Origin of the sequence: Schaalia odontolytica (assembly GCF_002847525.1) — a bacterium.
Lineage (GTDB): Bacteria > Actinomycetota > Actinomycetes > Actinomycetales > Actinomycetaceae > Pauljensenia > Pauljensenia odontolytica_B.
The window spans coordinates 39,865-61,754 of the sequence record NZ_PKKM01000007.1 but is presented as its reverse complement, the minus strand read 5'-3'; the positions used below and the strand labels follow the sequence as shown (position 1 = coordinate 61,754).

Genomic DNA, 21,890 nt, shown 5'->3' with positions numbered 1-21,890 from the left:
TGCCACAACGGGCTTGCGGTGATGCTGTGTCGATGAATGGGTGCGCTATAGGTTTCCGTCCGGTAATATTGTCAAGGTCACGCATCTATGATCACAGGAGTGGACGATGGGCGATCTTTCTTTTGTTGCCGGTGAGTTCCCGCGCCTTGCTTCGACGGCGCGCGAGGCCGCAGAGGCGGTCCGTTCGGCGCGCCCAGAGGGCGGGGCCAGTGCTTTCGCTTCGGCGATGCCCGGCACGAACCTGTCGTCGAAGATGCAGGGCGTCGAAGACAAGTTCGCGGACCAGGCAACCAAGACGGGCACGAGCCTGGACGAGCACGCCGAATCCCTCCTGGCAGCCGAGCGCGATTTCATCGCCGCCGAGGAAGAGAATGGCCAGCTCATTGGCTCCATTATCGATGGCCACAGCTATGGCGCTGGTGCCGCCGCCGGCGCTAGCGAGATCATTGGCGGCCACAGCAAGGGCTCCGGTCTGACGGGCCATAGCATTGGCGGAAAGGGTGACACTGGCACCTTCGGTGATCCCGATTATGTGGTCAGCCCCCGTATTGGCTCACAGCCCGGAGACTGGCGCATCCCGGATCCGATTGCGGGAGGCCCCGCTCTGCCCCCTGACATCTCCGCCCCTATCCGCGGTGTCATCAATGACGCGGTCGAGGGCGTCAAGGAGACCATTAACGATATCGTCGAGGGCGCCGGGGATTTTGACCCGACGCGGATTGCCGGCCCGATCATGGCGGACCCCGACTGGCTGGATGACGTCAAGCGCAAGTGACAAGCCGTGGCTGGCGCTACGACTGGCGCGCGCCGTATCGGGCGCGCAGGTGGGGCCGAATGGGCATGAGGAGGTTGTGCGCTAGCGTCCTCATCCTCGCTGTTGTAGCGGATATTCCCGGACGCGTGCCGGACTGGTTCGCCGACGCGGCTGCAGGCGCGCAGTCGTGACGAGGTCCAACTCAGCAACCTGCTAGACGATGAAGGGGGGCGGCGCTCAATTGAGCGCCGCCCCCCTCGCAACCCGCGTGAGCGGGCAACGTCAGAGCGTCAGCCGTTCAGGGCGTCGGACACGACCTGCTTGGCGGCCTCCTGGACCTGCGCCAGGTGCTCGGCACCCTTGAAGGACTCGCCGTAGATCTTGTAGACGTCCTCGGTGCCCGACGGGCGAGCCGCGAACCACGCGGACTCGGTCGTCACCTTCAGGCCGCCGATGGGCGCGTCGTTGCCGGGTGCGCGCACCAGCTTGGCGACGATCGGGTCGCCGGCCAGCTCGGTCGCGGTCACGTCGTCCGCGGACAGGGCCGCGAGCTTCGCCTTCTCCTCGCGGGAGGCGGCAGCGTCGATGCGAGCGTAGGCGGAGGCACCGAAGCGCTCGACCTGCTCCTCGTGCAGCTGCGACGGGGTCTTGCCGGTCACGGCAAGGATCTCCGAGGCGAGCAGTGCCAGGATGATGCCGTCCTTGTCGGTCGACCACACGGTGCCGTCCTTGCGAAGGAACGAGGCTCCCGCGCTCTCCTCGCCGCCGAAACCGACGGTGCCGGACAGCAGGCCGGGCACGAAGTACTTGAAGCCCACGGGCACCTCGATGAGGTCACGACCCATGGCGGCCACGACGCGGTCGATGAGCGCGGAGGACACGAGGGTCTTGCCCACGGCCGCGTCGGCGTTCCAGCCGGGGCGGTGCGTGAACAGGTACTCGATGGCGACGGCCAGGAAGTGGTTCGGGTTCATGAGGCCGTCGGGGGTGACGATGCCGTGACGGTCTGAGTCCGCGTCGTTGCCGGTCGCGATGTCGTAGGGGGTGTTGCCCTCGGCGTCGGGGGTCATGGCCTCACGCAGGGACGCCATCGCGTAGGGCGAGGAGCAGTCCATGCGGATCTTGCCGTCCCAGTCCAGGGTCATGAACGGCCAGGCCGGGTCAACCTCGGGGTTGACGACGGTCAGGTCGAGGCCGTAGTGCTCGCCGATGGCCGCCCAGTAGTCGATGGACGCGCCGCCGAGCGGGTCGGCGCCGATGCGCACGCCCGCCTTACGGATGGCCTCGATGTCGATGACCTGATCCAGCTGCGAGACGTAGTAGTCCAGGTAATCGAAGGGCTTGATGTTCGGGTCGTGCAGCAGATCAGAGCCGGTGACGCGGGGAACGTTCTTCCATTCGCCCGAGTCGAGGAGCTCGTTGGCGCGCGCCGCGATCCAGCCGGTCGCGTCGGTGTCGGCGGGGCCGCCGTGAGGCGGGTTGTACTTGAAGCCGCCGTCGCGCGGGGGGTTGTGGCTGGGGGTGACGACGATGCCGTCGGCCAGGCCGTCGCCCTCGGTGCGCAGGTTAGCCGGGGCGCCGTTCGCGCCGAGGATGGCGACGGACACGGCGGGGGTGGGCGTGTAGGAGCCGCGCGAGTCGATGCGCGTGTCGATGCCGGCGGCCGCGAGGACCTCCAGGGCGGTGCGCCACGCGGGCTCGCTCAGGGCGTGCGTGTCACGGCCGATGAACAGGGGACCGTTGATGCCCTGGGAGGCGCGGTACTCGATGATCGCCGCGGTGATGGCGATGATGTGCGCCTCGTTGAACTTACCGTCCAACGAAGCGCCGCGGTGGCCCGACGTTCCGAACGCGACGCGCTGTCCCACGTCGGTCGGGTCAGGGACGATGTCGTAGTAGGCGGAGATGACATCGTCGACGTTGATGAGGTCTTCAGGTAGGGCACGTGTGCCAGCTCGTTCATGCATAGCAACAGTGTTGCACGTTACGCCCGCTTGTGGGTAGCGCCGTCCCACGGCGTGGACTTTTCCTTGTTTTCTCTTGTTCGAGGCCGTGGCAGGCCGTCTGGAAAAGGCCAGGTGAGAGCGCGCCGTGCCCCGGCCTCGTCCGTGTGGGCGGAGGGGTGTATGCACGTATTCCCAAAAAAGGCGCCGAGCGACTATCCTATGAGATGTCGGTCACCGCAGACCGTGACTGTGTTGTCAGGAGGAACATCGTGGGATGGTTTGATTCCATCGAACATAACCGTTGGCTGAGCGGCCACATGCAGGCCCTCATTGAAGAGGCAGAAGGTGCGATCGTCGCGACTGGTTTCGCGCACCTCGACGCCGATGGAAAGCCCGATCCGACCCGATCGATTGACCTGGCCGTCACGGGTCGCATGGCCTACGTGTTCTCGCTCGGTGCGCTCATGGGTCTGCCTGGCACTCGTCGCTACGCCGACCATGCCGTCAAGGCGCTCACCAACTACTTCACGGACCCCGTCAACGGCGGCATGTGGTTCGCGATCAAGCCCGAGCCCGACGAGGATGGGCACGGCGTGCCGTGGGACGAGGATGCGCGCGTCAAGTCGCAGTACCACACGGTGTACGCGCTGCTGGGCGTGGCCGCTGCGACGGTCGCGGACCGGCCGGGTGCCCACGAGCTGCTCAATCGCATGCTCGAGGAGCAGAAGGAGCTCTGGACCGACGACTACGGCCTCGTGTGGGATCAGTACGACGAGGCCTTCAATGAGCCCGTCCCCGTCCACACCCTCGGCACCCTCATCCACACGATCGAGGCCTACATGGCCGCGGCCGAGGCCACGACTGAGCCCGAATGGCTCGACCGCGCCGAGAAGATGACGGCCTTCGCCTACAAGGTCGCCTCCAAGAACGGCTGGCGCATCCCGGAATACTTCGACGAGAAGTGGGAGCCGAGCCCCGAGGCAGGCAAGCTCCTCAACGACGGACGCCGCTACTACGAGGGCTACGTGACCGGCCACTCCATGCAGCTCGGTCGCTTCGCGCTGCAGGTACGTGCGGGTCTGCGCTCCATGGGTTGGACCGTGCCCGACTACCTCCTCGAGATGGGAACCGAGCTCTTCGAGCGTGCACGCGTCGACGGCTGGCGTCGCACCGACGGCAACCCCGGCTTCTCCAACGGCGTCAACGACGAGGGCGACCCCGTGCCCGGCGAGGACGAGCATCAGCAGTGGGTCGTCTGCGAGGGCGTGTGTGCCACCGTCGCCGTGCGCCGCGCCATGCTGGACGACGGCGCCCGCGTCTCCGACGTCGAGCACTTCGAGCACTGCTACCGCTCCTTCGTCGACTACATCCACGACTACCTCATCAGCCAGCCCGGTCGATGGGTGCGTCGCCTTGGTCCCCGCAACGAGAACGTGCAGCCCGCCAAGTCCTCGCGCTGGGACGTCTACCATGCCGTCCAGGCGACGCTCGCGATCCGCCTGCCGCTGTGGCCGCCGACGGCCCCTGCGCTCTCGCGCGGCCTCCTCGACCGCCCCGAGGAACCGGCCCCCGACAAGAAGTCCTGGAACTTCTTCGGGCTGCGCGGCTGACGCGCCAAATGTCTGATGGGCTCGGGCCCGGGGATGCGAGGGTCGCATCCCCGGGCCTCGTCCTGTAGGATGATCCGCGTCTGGAGGGCTGTCTGAGTGGCCGAAAGAGACGGTCTTGAAAACCGTTGTGTCAGCAATGGCACCGGGGGTTCGAATCCCTCGCCCTCCGCCGAGCCGGCCGCCCACGGGCGTCGCTGTAGGCGCACGTTCGCGCTCGCGGCGAAAATGCCCTAAAGTAGTCGGCACTGGAGACGTCGCATAGTCCGGTCGAGTGCGCCTCCCTGCTAAGGAGGTAGGGGTGCATAGCCCCTCGCGGGTTCAAATCCCGCCGTCTCCGCGCATAACCTCCGCGCTTCCTTCGAAGCGCGGAGGTTTTCGTATTCTCCGGCGCAGTGGGCGGGGAGTCGTCCGGTGTTTGCGCGGCTTATTTGCTAGTTGGTTTGGGAAGTGTGTTGTGCGCGGACATCGCACACGCCTTGGGAATACTGAGTAATTATCTTACTGGCGGGATCTGAGTGTAATGCATCACTAAATTCTGAGACCGACTATCACCTAATCCCTATTGCAGTGGTCATAATTTGACGATGCTGAGAATGGGGTCCTGTTAATTGTTGAGAAATCTATTGTTGTCGCTCAAAACTATGTGCTGACCAAGAGTTCAGAGAAGTTGTTACATTGTCGTTATGCCCGAAATATCAACGAAATACACCGTTGTAGTTGTGGCTCAGGCGATAGTTGTTAGGCATGGTCGCGCACTCTGGTCCTTCACTAGGCTGGGACGCAAGTCCTGTCCACATTCTGACGATAGAAGGAGAAGTCGATGTCTCGACTGCGTCCGTTCCGCGCCCGTGTGGGCGTTGCGGGTGCCGCCAGCCTGGCCGCTCTCTCGCTTCTCGTCACGTCGCTGACACCCCTCGCCCTGCGAGCCAGCGCCGCCGACGAAAGCACGCAATCGCCCGACGTAGCAACCTCCCAGGAAGCTGCCACGGCCTCGTCCAACTCTGAGGCCGCAGACGCGCCTGCCGCCGAGGCCGGGGTCGAAGCCCCCGCCGCTGAGGATGGCGCCGAGGTTCCCGCCGCCGAGGTCGCCCCCGAGGATCAGCCCCGCACGCGCCGCACCCGCGCAGTTGCGGACGACCAGGCGACCCTGGCTCTGAACGTTGTGAACGACGCAGAAACCCTGCGTAGCCACGATGCGCAGATCACGACGATCAACTTCTCCTGCTCCTCGGTGACCACCCCCTGTAAGGGAGCCTTCATCGAGCTGACGCTGCCCGGCCCCATCACGCCGGACGGCCTCAAGCTCGCCGAGCGCGGCTACACGGTCGTCCCCGTGACCGGTGACAGCGTCGCCAGGACGGCGCAATATGTTGACAAGCCCGAGGATGGATCGCGCGTCCAGCGTTACCGCTTCACGCTGAAGGATCCGCTGCCCGCCGGCACGTCCGACCGTATCCAGGTCACCTGGAACTACAGCTACTACGACGCGCCGAACAACTCGACGACCACCCAGAAGGTGACCTTCAGCGCGCAGAACGCTGAGAAGCTCGAGAACGAGCTCACCACCACCTGGACCGCCGATACCGACATCGCGATCGAGAAGAGCGGCCCCACCAACAAGGCGAACTACCCCGCCGTTGGTGGTGAGACGACCTACAAGCTGCGCTACGGCTATCAGCAGATCGACCAGGACAACCCCAACAAGGTCGGTATCCGCTGGAACGGCTCCTCGCTTAAGAACGGCCTGAACGGCCTCGGCTTCGTGGGTGTCCAGAACATCAAGGTTGTGGACCCGCTGCCCGCCAAGGCCGTCTTCGTCACGGCCTCTGACGGCGGCGTCTACGATCCGGCGACCCATACCGTCACCTGGTCCTACGACAAGTGGTTCTGGCAGAACCCGATCGAGTCGACCGTCACCGTGAAGTACCCCGAGGGTACGGTCACGCTCGATGACACGGTCACCAACAAGGCGACCATCAGCGCCGAGGTCATGAACGACCCGACGAAGACCCTGACGAAGAGCTCTGAAATCACGCACGGCTTCGCCGAGCGCAAGGTCGGTGGCCGTATTGCTAAGTCCGGCAACGACTACCAGTACCAGGTTCGCAACGTGAAGACCCCTTGGCGTTTCTCCGCCAACAACACCGGTAACACGACGCTGCACATGCACTGGGACGATACCCTGCCGTGCACCTGGTCTTCCCAGGATGCTAAGGCCGCCGGCGCAGCCTGCGATACCCCCACGTTCGTCGGCCCCTACCAGTTCAACATTCTCGGCAAGTCCGGCTACGAGGAAAATGGCGGCTGGACCTTCGAGTACTGGACCAACAAGGGCAACCACGAGACCGTCAACTACACGAAGACGACCGGCCTGACCCTGCCCGAGGGCGAGTGGATCACCCGCTTCACGATCGATACCGACGTGGCACCCCAGACCAACGCGACGATCTTCTTCTATGGCACTGTGAATCCCGCCCTGCCGACGACGGAGCCTGCGGACTTCGCCTCGCACTACAACCCTGTGTACCCTCCGGAGAAGTACTACAGCTACGTGGCCTCCCCGGATTACGTGCGCTTCCAGAACTGCGCCAGCGGTACTCTGACTGATAAGGACACCGGCACCGTCGTCGCCTCGGACGACGAGGTCTGCTCCTGGATGCGCGTGCGCGACGAGTTCCCGAGCGTCCAGGCCTACAAGGCCGTGCGCACCAACCCCGTGGTCGTGGGCAAGCCCGCCACCTTCTTCATCAACGGCACCGCCAAGCCGGCCACCGAGGGTGGCACGCCCACTCCGTTCACGATCGTGGATCTCCTGCCCGAGGGCTTCGACGTCGATGACGCTTCGGGGATCGTCCCCGAGAAGCGCTCCACGCTGAAGAACCCCGACGGCACCCCCTACGACCTGAGCAAGGTCACGGTCGAGGTCGAGAAGAACTACAACAACACCGGCCGTACCCTCATCCGCTGGAACGTTCCGGATCCGGTCGAAGGGAGCCTGTACTCGACCTTCAATGTCAACGTGCTCGCGACCGCTCCGGCCGGTAAGAACACGAACGACGCCATGGCGTTCATGCCCGGCGACGGCGCGAAGGCGACCACCGAGGATAAGAGCCTGCGCAACACCAACTACTGCATCGGTAGCCGCGCGGTCGACACCTTCGACGTGAACAAGAATGGCTCGACCACCGACTACGTGTGTAACGCCGCAATCGACTTCAACGTGGCCACGACCCCCTCGATGGCCATTGCGAAGGAAGTCAAGGGCAACAAGAACCCCGACTTCGTTCCGGCCGGCGAGGTCGCCGAGATCGACCCGGGTGCCGACGGCGCCTACCGTTTCACGATCTCCAACGCGGGTAACACCCCGCTGACCAAGGTCGTTGCCTACGACATCCTGCCTTACGTGGGTGACGTGGGTGTCGGACCCGCTTCCTCGCAGGCTCGCGGCTCCAAGTGGAAGCCGAACCTGAACTCCACGGCGTGGGCGTTCGAGTCGGTGAAGGAGAAGCCGGGTCGCGATCCCGAGGTCACGGCTGTTCCGGCCTCAGACATCACGGTCCAGTACTCGACGGTTCCTAACCCCTGCCGCGGCGAGGTCCTCTCCGCGGGTGGCGCCATGAATGACGCCCCCGCCGGTTGTACCCCGAACGCGTGGGGCGACGCTCCCGCCGACCTGACGACGATCACGGGCTTCCGCCTGGTGATGAACCGCGACATCGAGCCGGGCGAGAAGATCCGCTTCATCGCGACCATGACCTCCCCGGTCAACGCCAACCTCATCGCCTGGAACTCCGTGGCCATGTCCGGCGGCTCCATGCAGAACGGCAAGGTGTCCTACCTGCTGCCCAACGAGGCCCCCAAGGTCGGCATCAACGTCTCCTCCGACGTCGAACTGAAGAAGACGGTTGCTCGGGCGAAGATGAACGGCGACGAGCCGGTTCGTGACGCCAACGGTGTCATTGAGACGGTTGAGTCTGACGATGTCATCATGCCGGGCGACTACATGCTCTACAAGGTGAACCTGAAGGCCAAGGGCCCGGCGGTTGCCTCGGGCATGAATGTTGCCGACGCTCTGCCTTCTGGTGTGGAGTACGTGTCCTCCGAGACGCGTGTCTGCCAGGATGGTGCGACGAACCCGTGCACGGGCCCGGTCTATGCGACCGCCAACTACGATGCGGCGGCCGGTACCTGGACCGCGATGGAGTCCGGCATTCTCGACACCAACCTCAACGTTGGTGGTACCGAGACGCTGTACGTCCTCGTGAAGGTCAAGCCCGCAACCGAGGGAACGACCATCACGAACACGGCGACGCTGGGTAAGTTCGATCAGATCGACTCCAACCCGGATAACAACAAGGACAGCGCGACCTTCAAGGTGGGTGGCACCCTATCGGGCACCATCTACAACGATGCCGACGCCTGGTGGACCTTCAATGACGGTGATAAGCCTTTCGAGGGTGTGACGGTCCGTCTGCTCGACGCGGACGGCAACCCGGTGAAGGACTCGTCCGGCGCTGACATCACCACGAAGACCGGTGCCGACGGTAAGTACACCTTTACCCGTCTGCCCCTGGGCTCGTACAAGGTTGAGGTTGTCCCGGGTGAGGCGAAGGTTGACGGCACCGACGTGAACCTGGCCGACTACAAGCAGACCTACGGCTACGGCTCTTCGACATCGCGCTCCCAGGTTGGTAAGGGCAAGCTCGTGACGCCCGCGCCGATCGAGCTGACCGCTGCTGCTCCCAACGTCACGAAGATTGACTTCGCGTTCGTGAAGCCGGTCTCGTTGGGTAACTTCGTGTGGTTCGACGCGAACAAGGACGGTATCCAGGATGCGGATGAGGTCGGCGTTGCCGGCGTCACCGTCACCCTGGATGGACAGCTGGACATGGATGTGGTCGTCGATGCCGATGGCAACCTCGTCAAGCCCTTGACCACGGACGCCAACGGCAAGTACGTCTTCACGAACCTGCTGCCTAGCGACTATGGCGTGACCTTCACTTTCCCGTTTGGCTACTACGAGACCGTGAGGACGGCGGGCGATGATCGATCCGTGGATTCCGATGGTGCTCAAACCTGGCTTCGTCTGAAGCAGGGTCAGGACGACATGACCGTCGATCTTGGTTTGATTGCTGATGGCACGATTGGTGACACGCTGTTCTGGGACGTCGACAACAACGGTGGTTCCGAGCCCTCGGGTGCGGACAAGCCGCTGGCCGGCGTGACCGTGAAGCTCACCTACACGACCCCCGCGGGCGTGGAGAAGACGCTGACCACGGTCACGGACGAGAACGGCAAGTACTCGTTCAAGGACCTGGCTCCCGGCGATTACGTCGTGACCGTTGACAAGGCCTCCCTTGCCACCGTGTGCCCCGAGTGCACCGCTCAGACCCACGCCCCGTCGGGCGACCTGACGGCCTCGGAGGGCCAGGAGCTCTCGCTGACCTCCAAGGTGACGCTGAGCCCCGGCGCGATGACGAACAACAACCAGGACTGGGCGTTCACTGGTGTCGCTAACACGGCGATCGTCAAGGCGATTGCGGATCCGGCCGAGGTTCCGGCGGGTGGCTTCACCCCCGGCACGTCCGTCACCTACACGCTGACCGTCACGAACGAGGGCCCGAGCCCCGCGACCGGCGTCATCGCGCAGGATAAGCTCCCGTCGGGCGTGACCTTCGCGTCCGCCGAGGGCGATGGCACCTACGATGCTGCCTCCGGCAAGTGGGACCTGAGCACTGAGGTGATCGAGAAGGGCGCGACGCGCACCCTGCGCATCACCGTCACCATCGACGCTTCCGCCGCCGGCTCGGTTGTGACCAACACGGCCACGATCGAGAAGCAGGATCAGATCGGCGACAAGAAGCCGGACAACACCTCGTCCGTGCCGCTGACCGCCGGCTACACGATCGCTGGCAAGCTCTACAACGATGCCGACGCGTCGTTCAACTCCAGCGACTCCGAGGCCCCGTACGCGGGCGTCACGGTTGCGCTCCTCAAGAAGGACGGCACCCCCGTCCTCGACAAGGACGGCAACCCGATGACGGCTGTGACCGACGCCGAGGGCAAGTACTCCTTCGTGGGTCTGCCGCTGGGCGAGTACACGGTCAGCGTCGTTGATCCGACGTCCGGTCCTCTGGCGGGCACCAAGCCCACCGAGGCCTACACCGGCCGCTACAAGACGACCGCGGACGTGACGATCAAGGCTGAAACCGGTTCCGTTATCGACGTGAACTTCGGCTTCGTCAAGCCCGCCTCTGTTGGCGACTACACCTGGATGGACGTCAACCGTGACGGCCTCCAGGACGCCGACGAGCCCGCCCTGCCGGGCGTGACCGTGACCCTGACCCGCGCCGACGGCTCTGCCGTGACCGATGCGTCGGGTAACCCGGTTGCTGCTGTCACGACGGATGCGAACGGTAAGTACGTGTTCGAGAACCTGCTGCCCGGCGAATACAAGGTGTCCTTCCAGGCGCCCGCTGGCTACGAGGCAACGACCTCGGAGGCTGGAGATGACCGCGCTGCGGACTCCAACGGAGCTTCGGCTTCGGTCACCCTGGCTCAGGGACAGACGGATGACACGATTGACTTCGGTGCCGTTGGTACTGGTGTGATTGGTGATCAGCTGTTTGTTGATGTCAACCAGAACGGTGGCAATGCCCCCGATGCTGGAGACAAGGTGCTGCCCGGTGTGAAGGTCACTTTGACTTGGACGGGTCCGGGTGGAATCACCCGCACCTACGAGACCACGACCGATGCGGATGGCAAGTACAAGTTCGAGAACCTGCTGCCCGGCGAATACAAGGTGAGTATCGATCCTGAGACTCTGCTGAAGGCTGAGCCGCTGCTTGATGTGTTGACGCATTCGCCTGCGGGTGATGTGGATGCCAAGAAGGTTGTGTCTGAGGATGCGAAGGCCGATAAGGACAAGCTGGCGCAGGCGTTCAACCTGAATACGTCGGTGACGCTGACGGGTGAGAAGAACCAGAATCTTGATCAGGATTGGGGTTTTGGTATCTCGGCTGACACTGCGATTATGAAGGCGATCACCGATCCGGATGAGGCTGCTCAGGAGTCCTTCGAGTTCACCCCGGGTCAGCGCGTGACCTACACGCTGACGCTGACCAATAACGGTCCGGGCTCGGCCACTGGTGTGACCGTTTCTGATGAGCTTCCTTCTGGTGTTTCCTTCGTGGAGGCCCAGGGCGATGGCTCATATGATGCGGCCACTGGTGTGTGGGATCTGTCTGGTCTGACCCTGGCCAAGGGTGGGGTGAAGACGATCGCGATCACGGTTGAGATCACTGGTGAGGGCGCGGGCAAGCTGGTCACCAACGTTGCTCGTATTACTCACCAGGATCAGGCAGGCGATGACCCGACCAACAACGAGTCCTCGGCCTCGTTCAAGGGCGGATACAACCTGGGTGGCACGATCTACCGTGACTCGGACGCCTCCTACTCCAAGGGCGACGACGAGCAGCGCTTCAAGGGCGTCACCGTCGCTCTGCTGAACGAGGACGGCACCCCGGTGCTCGACGCTGAGGGTAACCCCATGACTGCGACCACGGATGAGAAGGGTGCCTACCAGTTTGTGGGTCTGGCTCCCGCCTCGTACCGCGTGGTGATCGTGGATCCTGATAAGGGTGATCTGGCTGGTCTGATTCCGACCCAGGCCTACAAGGGCCGGGGCGAGACTCAGGCGTCGGTGACGATTACTGATGCGTCGGTGCAGGGTGTGGACTTTGGTCTGGTTGCTCCCGCCACGATCGGTGACCGCGTGTGGAATGACGCCGATGGTAACGGTGCGGATAACGGTGAGCCGGGCGTGCCGAACGTGACCGTGATCCTCAAGGACGCCAACGGCGTGGAGGTGGCTCGTACCACCACCGACGCGAACGGTAACTACCGTTTCGCTGGCCTGGTTCCGGGCACCTACACGGTCGATATTGAGGTTCCTGCCGGTTTCAATGCGGCGACGACCTCGATGACCGTCACGGTTGGTGAAGGTGAGGAGAACCTGGATGTGGACTTCCCGCTCACGGTGATCCCCTCCCCGACCCCGGCTACCACGGTTGCCAAGGTGCTGGCTCGTACCGGCTCGGACGCGTCCGTCCTGGGTGGTATGGCGGCCATGGCAGCTATCGCTGGCTTCGCGGCTCTGGCGGGTAAGCGCCGCCGCGACCGCGAGGACGCCTGAGCTGAGCGCGGGCTAACCCCCCACACGGGGGTGACCCCACCAAGAGGTGAGGGGGCGCGAGACCAACACAGGTCCCGCGCCCCCTCCCTTTATGTATCACTCACCCGCACCCGGCTCCCACAGCAACGCCACAATCAACCCTTGGTCAATATCTGTGTGAGCTTGGGCACTTCAGTGCCTTGTCGTTTACCTCATCATTCCTGTTGAAGCGGTCATTATTGAACGATTGTGTTGGCAGCGATTTCATGATTGTCCGATAAACCTCGGTCGCCAATGCGATTGCTTCATTAACCATCAGTTCAGCGAACTTGCTTAGAAACTGTTGAACACGATCCTCCCGACATTGCAGTCTTCAGAGCTCGCAATGCGCTGATGTGTAAGGGCTAGATAGGCGTCGGCGCCTTCACTACGCTGGTAGGCATCCTGTCCACTTTCTGCCCCATAGAAGGAGAAGTCGATGTCTCGACTGCGTCCGTTCCGCGCCCGTGTGGGCGTTGCGGGTGCTGCCAGTCTGGCCGCTCTCTCGCTTCTCGTCACGTCGCTGACACCCCTCGCCATGCGAGCCAGCGCCGCCGACGAAAGCACGCAATCGCCCGACGTAGCAACCTCCCAGGAAGCTGCCACTGCCTCGTCCGATGCGGAGGCCACCGACGAGGCCGCCGGCGCCGAGGGTGTTGCCGCCCCCGCTGCCGCTCGCGATGAGTCCGCCACCCTGGCGATGACCGTCGTCAACGACTCCACCACCCTGCGAGTCCGCGACCAGCAGATCACGACGATCAACTTCTCCTGCTCGTCGGTGACCACCCCCTGTAAGGGTGCCGTCATCGAGATGACACTGCCCGGCCCCATCACGCCGGCCGGCCTCAAGCTCATCGAGCAGGGCTACACGGTCGTTCCCGTCACCGGTGATGTTGTCGCAAAAAGCGAGAACTTCGTCGAGAACTCTGCCGACGGCGCGCGCGTGCAGCGCTACCGCTTCACCCTGAAGGACCCGCTGCCCGCCGGCACGTCGGACCGCATTCAGATTCCGTGGCACTACAACGGTAACGATGCGCCGAACAACTCCACCACCACGCAGAACGTCGTCTTCTCGGCCAACAACGCCGCCAGCGTCGAGCAGACGCTGAGCACGACCTGGACCGCTTCGACCGACGTCGCCATCAAGAAGTACGGCCCGACGAACCGCCTGTACTACCCCGCAGTCGGCGGCGAGGCCACGTACGAGCTGAGCTACGGCTACCAGCAGAACGACACGACCAAGCCGAACGAGGTCGGTACCCGCTGGGGAGGCTCGGCATACAACGGCAAGCTCGTCGGCATCGGCTTCCAGCAGGTGCAGAACATCAAGGTTGTCGACCCGCTGCCCGCGCAGGCTGTCTTCGTCACCGCCTCGAACGGCGGCGTCTACGACCCGGCCACCCACTCCGTGACGTGGTCGTACGACAAGTGGACATACCAGAACCCCCTCACCTCCACCGTGACCGTCAAGTACCCCGAGGGCACGGTGACGACCGCCGACACGGTCACCAACACGGCGACCATCACGGCCGAGGGCATGAACGAGCCGACGAATGTCGTGTCCAAGAGCTCCGAGATCACGCACGGCTTCGCCGAGCGCAGGGTCGAGGCCAGCGCTGAGAAGATCGGCACCTACAACCGCGACTACGCGCGCGGTGACGAGCTTCCCTGGCGTTTCGAGGGCAGCAACAACGGAAATACGACCGTGCACTACCGCTGGGAAGACGTCATGCCCTGCACCTGGTCCTCCGAGGACGGCAAGGCAGCTGGTGACGGCTGCGATAAGCCCGCCTTCGTCGGCCCCTACGAGTTCAAGATTTCCACCAAGTCCGGATACGAGGACATCAGCGGCTGGACCTTCGAGTACTGGACCAACAAGGGTAACCACGAGACGGTGACCTACAAGAACACCCGTACTCTCACCCTGCCGGACGGCGAGTGGATCACCCGCTTCGTCATCGAGACCGACGTCGCCCCGCTGGCCAGGCCGACCGTCGACCTGATCAGCAAGGTCTCGCGTGATGTCCCGAGGACCGAGCCCGCCGATTTTGCGAGCCACTACAACGCAGTCCTGCCTCCGGAGAAGTACTACGACACCGTGGCCTCCGAGGACTATGTCCGTATCCAGAACTGCGCGTCCGTCAAGGCAACGGATAAGGACACGGGTACCGTCGCCGTCTCGAAGGACAATACGTGTAGCTGGACCCGTATCCGCACCGAGGTGCCCGGCGTGCAGGTCCGCAAGGAACTGCGCACCAACCCCGTCGTTGTCGGTAAGCCCGCCAGCTTCATGATCGTCGCCGAGGCCCGCAAGGCCGTCGACGGCGGTGCTCCCACGCCGTTCACGGTCGTGGACCTGCTGCCCGAGGGCCTCGACGTGGACGATGCGTCCAACATTCGCGCGGAGAGCTACTCCGTCCTGAAGAACCCCGATGGCAGCGCCTACGACCCGGCCAAGGTGAAGGTTGAGGTGGAAAAGAACTTCAACAACACCGGCCGCACCCTGATTCGCTGGATCGTCCCGGATCCGGTCGAGGGCGCGTTCTTCTCGAAGTACGACGCCAATGTCCTCGCCACCGCTCCCGCCGGCGACACGACGAACACCGCCTGGGCGTTCATGCCGGGTGGCGGAGCGAAGCCCTACGATCAGGACCGCAGCGTTCGCAACCTCAAGTACTGCATGAACTTCCGCGCTCAGGACACGCTCGACCTCAACCAGGACGGTTCGACGACGGACTTCCTGTGCGACTCCAGCGTGAAGTTCAAGATCGCCACGACCGCGGGTATGACGATCGCGAAGGAAGTCAAGGGCAACAAGAACGATGACTTCGTTCCCGCCGGTGAGATCGCCGAGATCGACCCGGGTGCCGACGGCGCCTACCGCTTTACGATCGGCAATGCGGGCAATGCGCCGCTGACAAAGGTCGTGGCCTACGACATCCTGCCCTACGTGGGTGACGTGGGTGTCGGACCCGCAGCCAACCAGGCTCGCGAGTCTCGTTGGAAGCCGAACCTGAACTCCACGAACTGGACGTTCCAGTCGGTGAAGGAACGTCAGGGCCGCGACCCCGAAATCACGACGGTTCCCGCCTCGGACATCACGATCCAGTACTCCACGGTTCCCAACCCCTGCCGCGGCGAGGTCCTGGCCGTGGGTGGCGCCATGAACGACGCCCCCGCCGGCTGTACCCCCGACGCGTGGGGCGATGCTCCCGCCAACCTGGCCTCGATCACCGGCTTCCGCATCGTCATGAACCGCGACATCGAAGTGGGCGAGAAGATCCAGTTCGTCGCGACCATGACCTCCCCGGTCAACGCCAACCTCATCGCCTGGAACTCCGTTGCCATGGCGGGTGGCGTCACCGAGAACGGCAAGGTGTCCTACCTGCTGCCCAACGAGGCCCCCAAGGTCGGCATCAACGTCTCGACCGACGTCGAGGTCAACAAGACCGTGGCTCGCGTCAAGATGAACGGCAACGAGGTCGTGCGCGACGCGAACGGCCTGCCCGAAACCATCGAGTCGACCGAGGCAATCATGCCGGGTGACCACGTGCTCTACAAGGTCAACCTGAAGAACCACGGTCCGGCCGTCGCCTCGGGCATGAACGTCGCCGACAAGCTGCCCGAAGGCGTCGAGTACGTGTCCGCCGAGACGCGCATCTGCCAGGACGGTGCGACGAGCCCCTGCACGGGCCCGGCCTACGCGACCGCTTCCTACGATGCAGCAGCTGGCACCTGGACCGCGATGGAGTCCGGCATTCTCGACACCAACCTCAACGTTGGTGGTACTGAGACGCTCTACGTCCTCGTGAAGGTCAAGCCCGCAACCGAGGGAGCGACCATCACGAACACCGCGACCCTGGGCGAGTACGACCAGATCGACTCCAACAAGAAGAACAACACTGACAGCGCGACCTTCACGGTCGGCGGCACGATCGCGGGCACCATCTTCAACGATGCCGACGCCTCGTGGACCTTCGGTACCGGTGACGATAAGCCCTTCGAAGGCGTGACGCTGCGTCTGCTCGACGCGGACGGCAACCCTCTGAAGGACGACTCCGGTGCCGACATCACCACGAAGACCGACGCCGACGGGAACTACCTGTTCAACCGTCTGCCGCTCGGCTCCTACAAGGTCGAGGTCGTCCCGGGTGACGCGAAGGTCGATGGTTCCGACGTGAACCTGTCCGACTACAAGCAGACCTACGGCTACGGTTCCTCCACGGACCGTACCCAGGTCGGCCAGGGCAAGCTCGTGACGCCGACCGCGATCGAGCTGACGGCCGCCGCGCCTAAGGTGACGAAGGTCGACTTCGGTTTCGTGAAGCCTGCGTCTGTCGGTGACTACGTCTGGTTCGACGCGAACAAGGACGGCATCCAGGACGCCGACGAGCCGGCTCTGCCGGGTATCACCGCAACCATCGTGGATGCGTCCGGCAACCCCGTCGTTGACCTGGATGGTAATCCGGTTGCGGCTGTGAGTACGGATGCCGCTGGCAAGTACCTGTTTGCAAACCTGCTGCCCGGCGACTACAAGATCACCTTCACCAACCCTGTGGGTTACGAGGCGACTGTGTCGCAGGCTGGCGACGATCGCGGCGCCGACTCTAATGGCACCGAGTCTGTAGTGAGTCTTGCCCAGGGCCAGGAAGACAAGACCGTGGATTATGGTCTGGTTGGTACTGGTGTGATTGGTGATCAGCTGTTCGTGGATGTCAACCAGAACGGCGGGGGTGCCCCCGATGCTGGTGACAAGCCGTTGGCGGGCGTGAAGGTGACGCTGACCTGGACGGGTCCGGGTGGTGTGACTCGTACGTTTGAGACGGTGACGGACGCTGATGGCAAGTACAAGTTTGAGAATCTGCTGCCTGGTGAGTACAAGGTGTCGGTTGATCCCGAGACTCTTCTGAAGGCTGAGCCCCTGTTGGATGTGTTGACGCATTCGCCTGCGGGTGATGTGGATGCCAAGAAGGTTGTGTCTGGTGAGGTGAAGGCCGATAAGGAGAAGCTGGCGCAGGCGTTTAAGCTGACGGCTAACCTGACGCTGACGGGTGAGAACAACTCGAACCTGGATCAGGACTGGGGTTTTGGCATCTCGGCTGATACTGCGATTCTCAAGGAGATCACCGATCCGGATGAGGAGGCTCAGAAGTCCTTCGAGTTCACTCCGGGCGCGAAGGTGACGTACACGCTGACGCTGACCAATAACGGTCCTGGCTCGGCGACGGGCGTGACTGTCTCCGATCAGCTTCCCGCTGGCGTGAGCTTTGTGTCCTCGCAGGGTGATGGTACTTACGATGCGGCCACTGGTGTGTGGGATCTGTCTGGCCTGACCGTGGCGAAGGGTGGGGTGAAGAAGATCGCGATCACGGTTGAGATCACTGGTGATGGTGCGGGCAAGCTGGTGACGAACGTTGCCAGGATTACGCACCAGGATCAGCCGGGCGATGATCCGACGAATAATGAGTCGTCGGCGTCGTTCAAGGGCGGATACAACCTGGGTGGCACGATCTACCGTGATTCGGATGCGTCGTACTCCAAGAGTGATTCTGAGCAGCGCTTTAAGGGCGTGACGGTTGCTCTGCTGAAGGAGGATGGCACTCCGGTGCTGGACGCGAACGGTGATCCCATGACTGCGGTGACCGACGAGAAGGGTGCCTACCAGTTTGTGGGTCTGGCTCCTGCCTCGTACCGCGTCGTGATCGTGGATCCCGACAAGGGTGATCTGGCTGGTCTGATTCCGACCCAGGCGTACACGGGTCGGGGCGCGACGCAGGCTGCGGTGACGATTACGAATGCGTCGGTGCAGGGCGTGGACTTCGGTCTGCTTGCTCCCGCCACGATCGGTGACCGCGTGTGGTACGACGAGGACGGTAACGGTGCGGATAACGGCGAGCCCGGTGCGCCGAACGTGACCGTGATCCTCAAGGACGCCAACGGCGTGGAGCTGGCTCGCACCACCACCGATTCTGATGGTCGTTACCGTTTCACGGGCCTGATCCCCGGTACCTACACGGTCGACATCGAGGTTCCCGCCGGCTATAACGCTGCGACGACCTCGATGACCGTCACGGTGGGTGAAGGTGAGGAGAACCTGGATGTGGACTTCCCGCTGACGGTGCCTCCGGCTCCGACGCCGGACACCCCGGCCCCGACGCCGTCCACCACGGTGGCAAAGGTCTTGGCTCGTACCGGCTCGGACGCTTCCGTTCTGGGTGGTATGGCGGCCATGGCTGCTATCGCTGGCTTCGCGGCTCTGGCGGGTAAGCGCCGCCGCGACCGCGAGGAGGCCTAACCCCAACGCGGGCGCACACCCCACCCACACGGGGTGAGCCCACCTAGGTGAGGGGGCGCGAGACCAACACAGGTCCCGCGCCCCCTCCCGCATACCCACCCCGCCCTGACCCCATGCCCCCGCCCGGCCTCGTCAATGAACGAGGACCACAGAGCGTGTGGAACGCGCGGCGCGGGGCGCAGATGAGGGTGGGAACAACTAGGCTTGGAGGGTGACCACAGCTCTGTATCGCCGGTATCGCCCCGACACCTTTGACCAGGTGATCGGCCAGGAACACGTGACGGAGCCGCTCAAGGCGGCGCTGCGCGCGAATCGCGTGACGCACGCGTACCTGTTCTCCGGGCCGCGCGGATGCGGCAAGACCACCTCGGCGCGCATCCTCGCGCGCTGCCTGAACTGCGCGCAGGGCCCCACGGACACCCCGTGCGGCCAGTGCGAATCGTGCCGTGAGCTGGCCACCGGCGGCCCCGGCTCGCTCGACGTCGTCGAGATCGACGCGGCCTCACACGGCGGCGTTGACGACGCTCGCGACCTGCGCGAGCGCGCCACCTTCGCGCCGGTGCGTGACCGCTACAAGATCTTCATCATCGACGAAGCCCACATGGTCACGAACCAGGGCTTCAACGCGCTGCTCAAGCTCGTCGAGGAGCCGCCCGAGCACGTCAAGTTCGTCTTCGCGACCACGGAACCTGAGCGCGTCATCGGCACGATCCGCTCGCGCACCCACCACTACCCGTTCCGCCTGGTGCCACCGGACGTCCTCGGCCCCTACCTGACGGGCCTGTGCGCCGAGGAGCACATCGGAGTCGGCGAGGGCGTCCTGACCCTCGTCATGCGCGCGGGCGGCGGCTCGGTGCGCGACACTCTCTCGGTGCTCGACCAGCTGATGGCCGGCGCGATCGACGGCCAGGTCACCTATCAGACGGCCGTCGCGCTGCTCGGCTACACGGACTCCGCGCTACTGGACGAATCCGTCGACGCTCTCGCGGGCGGCGACGGCGCCGCGGCCTTCCGCGTCGTCGAGCGCATGGTCGAGTCCGGCCACGACCCGCGCCGCTTCGTCGAGGACCTCCTCCAGCGACTGCGCGACCTCCTCATCATCGCGGTCGCCGGGGACGGCGCGCGCGACGTCCTGGCGGACACCCCGCACGACCAGTTCGAGCGTATGCAGCGCCAGGCCCAGAACTGGGGGCCGCACGGCCTGTCCCGCGCAGCCGACCTGACCGACGAGGCCCTGCGCGCCATGACGGGCGCGACCTCGCCCCGCCTGCAGCTCGAGCTCCTCGTCGGGCGCATCCTTGTGCCGACTCCCACCGCCGCGCCCGCCCCTGGGCCCGTGCAGGGAACGGTCGGCATGACCGGTGGGGGAGCGCCGCGAGAGGCTTCCGCGCCGTCGTCGCATGAGGCCTCCTCGGGCCGTTTCGGCGCGCGCGAGGCCCGCGAGGCCCTGGCCCGCAAGAAGCAGGAGCGCGCCGAGGTCTCGGCCCCGGCCGCTCAGGCTCCCGCATCGTCTGCCGCGCCTGCTCCCCAGGGCATGCCCGCGTGGGGGAGCGGCCCCGACTGGTCCGCTCGCAAGCCCGCGGCCCCGGAGCCGAGCTCCGCTCCGGCGCAGTCCAAGCCGCAGGAGGCTCCGCGCCGGGAGGTCGCCCACGAAACGGCACCCGCCCGTGAGGCCGCGCCCGCCCAGGCCGAGCCGCGCCCCGCCGCGCCTCCGCAGCAGAGCAGCGAATCCGCCGCGCCCCAGCGCTCGGAGGCGCCCGCCCGCGCAGAGGCACCGGCTTCGGGCCGCGACGCAGACATGCTGCGTGGCCGCTGGAACGAGGTCGTCGAGCGCCTGTCCTCCATCAGCCGCGTCACGTGGTCGATGGTCGGCGGCAACGCCCAGCTCGGTGCCGTCGACGGCTCCCAGGTGGTCCTCCTCTTCCCCGTCGAGGCCATGGTCAACGCCTTCTCGCGCGGCCCCCGCGCGGCCGACGTCGAAAAGGCCATCAACGAGGTCACTGGCCTGACCGTGAGCGTATCCGCGCAGGTCGGGCAGGCTTCGGGCGGACCCGCGACGACCGGCCCGTCGGCGCAGGCCTCGCACCGCGGGCCTGCCGCGCAGCCGTCCCAGCCCGGAGGCTGGGTCTCGGAGCCGCCCCCTTTTGATGAGGCCGCCGCGCAGGCGGCACCCCACGGCGACCCCGAGCCGGTCGACACCGGTTGGCCGCAGCCAGCCCGTGCGCCGGAACCGGAGCCTGCGCCCGAACCCGAGGATGCAGGGTGGCCCGAGCCCGCGACGGTGACGCCGATCCGACGCGACGAGCCGATCGCGCCCGCAGCGGCACCGATCGCCCAGGTTGAGGATCCCCGGCCCGCCGAGCGTCCCGCGATGCCCGAGCGTGCCGCCCGTGCCCTCGCCCAGGCGCCTGCCGAGGCGCCCGAGGCCTCACAGGCCTCGTCCCCGAGCGGCGACGCAGCCCCGCGCAAGCACTCCTTCACGGTCTTCCGCTACCCGGGCGACCCGGAGCCCACCGAGCAGCCGGCGGGCGCACCTGCGCAGGCCGAGCCGGCCTCGTCCCCCGTCTTCGACGACGCTCCCATCGAGCCCGCCGCGCACACCCCGTCGACCCCGACCGGCTGGGGCGACCCGGTCGTGATCCCGGGCGGCGCGTCCGTGAACTTCGACGACGGCGCGGACTCGTGGACCCCGCCCGAGTCCTCGGCCCCCGCCAACGTGACCCCGATCAGCGCTGCACCGAGCGCCCCGACGCAGGCCCCGGCCTGGCTGGCCGCAGCCCCCGAGCCCACGTCGGATCCCACGCCCGGATTCGGCGCCCCGGAACCCCAGCGTGACGCCAGTCGCGAGCCCGGTACACCCCTGAGTGGGCGCGCCGCCGCCGAGGCAGCCCTGCGCGAGAGGGCCCAGCGCGAGGCTGCCGTCGTCTCCCCCCGCACCCACGCGGCCGACGACGATAGCGCCAGCATCGACGACGAAAACATTGAAAACTCGCAGACGATCGGCCTGGCAGCGGTCCTGGAGATCCTCGGCGGACGCGTCATCGAAGAGAAGATGACTGAGGGAGGATACTGA

General features: G+C 65.1%; 6 protein-coding genes and 2 tRNA genes. 7 read left to right on the top strand and 1 reads right to left on the bottom strand.

From position 1 onward, the window contains the following. Positions 1–106: 106 nt before the first annotated feature. Positions 107–775, top strand: coding sequence for a hypothetical protein (locus CYJ22_RS05975; RefSeq protein ID WP_007587591.1), 669 nt, complete (start codon positions 107–109; stop codon positions 773–775). Between the two features lie 269 nt (positions 776–1,044). On the opposite strand, the gene pgm is transcribed toward CYJ22_RS05975, so the two are convergent. Beyond that, complete coding sequence (gene pgm, locus CYJ22_RS05970; protein ID WP_007587596.1) at positions 1,045–2,721, bottom strand: phosphoglucomutase (alpha-D-glucose-1,6-bisphosphate-dependent); 1,677 nt, start codon at positions 2,719–2,721, stop codon at positions 1,045–1,047. A gap of 248 nt (positions 2,722–2,969) precedes the next feature. Between pgm and CYJ22_RS05965 the strand changes: the two genes are divergently transcribed. From CYJ22_RS05965 to CYJ22_RS05940, 6 genes are all read left to right on the top strand, one after another. Next, entirely contained in the window at positions 2,970–4,310 is a 1,341-nt protein-coding gene (locus CYJ22_RS05965; protein ID WP_101601819.1) for an AGE family epimerase/isomerase, read from the top strand. An 82-nt stretch (positions 4,311–4,392) separates the two neighbouring features. Next, positions 4,393–4,479 (top strand) — tRNA-Ser (locus tag CYJ22_RS05960). 78 nt (positions 4,480–4,557) lie between these two features. After that, positions 4,558–4,647: transfer RNA gene (locus CYJ22_RS05955), tRNA-Ser, on the top strand. 483 nt (positions 4,648–5,130) lie between these two features. Continuing rightward, entirely contained in the window at positions 5,131–12,504 is a 7,374-nt protein-coding gene (locus CYJ22_RS05950) for an SdrD B-like domain-containing protein (protein WP_101601817.1), read from the top strand. Positions 12,505–12,961: 457 nt separating this feature from the next. Then, positions 12,962–18,817, top strand: coding sequence for an SdrD B-like domain-containing protein (locus tag CYJ22_RS05945; protein ID WP_101601816.1), 5,856 nt, complete (start codon positions 12,962–12,964; stop codon positions 18,815–18,817). Between the two features lie 211 nt (positions 18,818–19,028). Continuing rightward, complete coding sequence (locus tag CYJ22_RS05940; RefSeq protein ID WP_101601814.1) at positions 19,029–21,890, top strand: DNA polymerase III subunit gamma and tau; 2,862 nt, start codon at positions 19,029–19,031, stop codon at positions 21,888–21,890.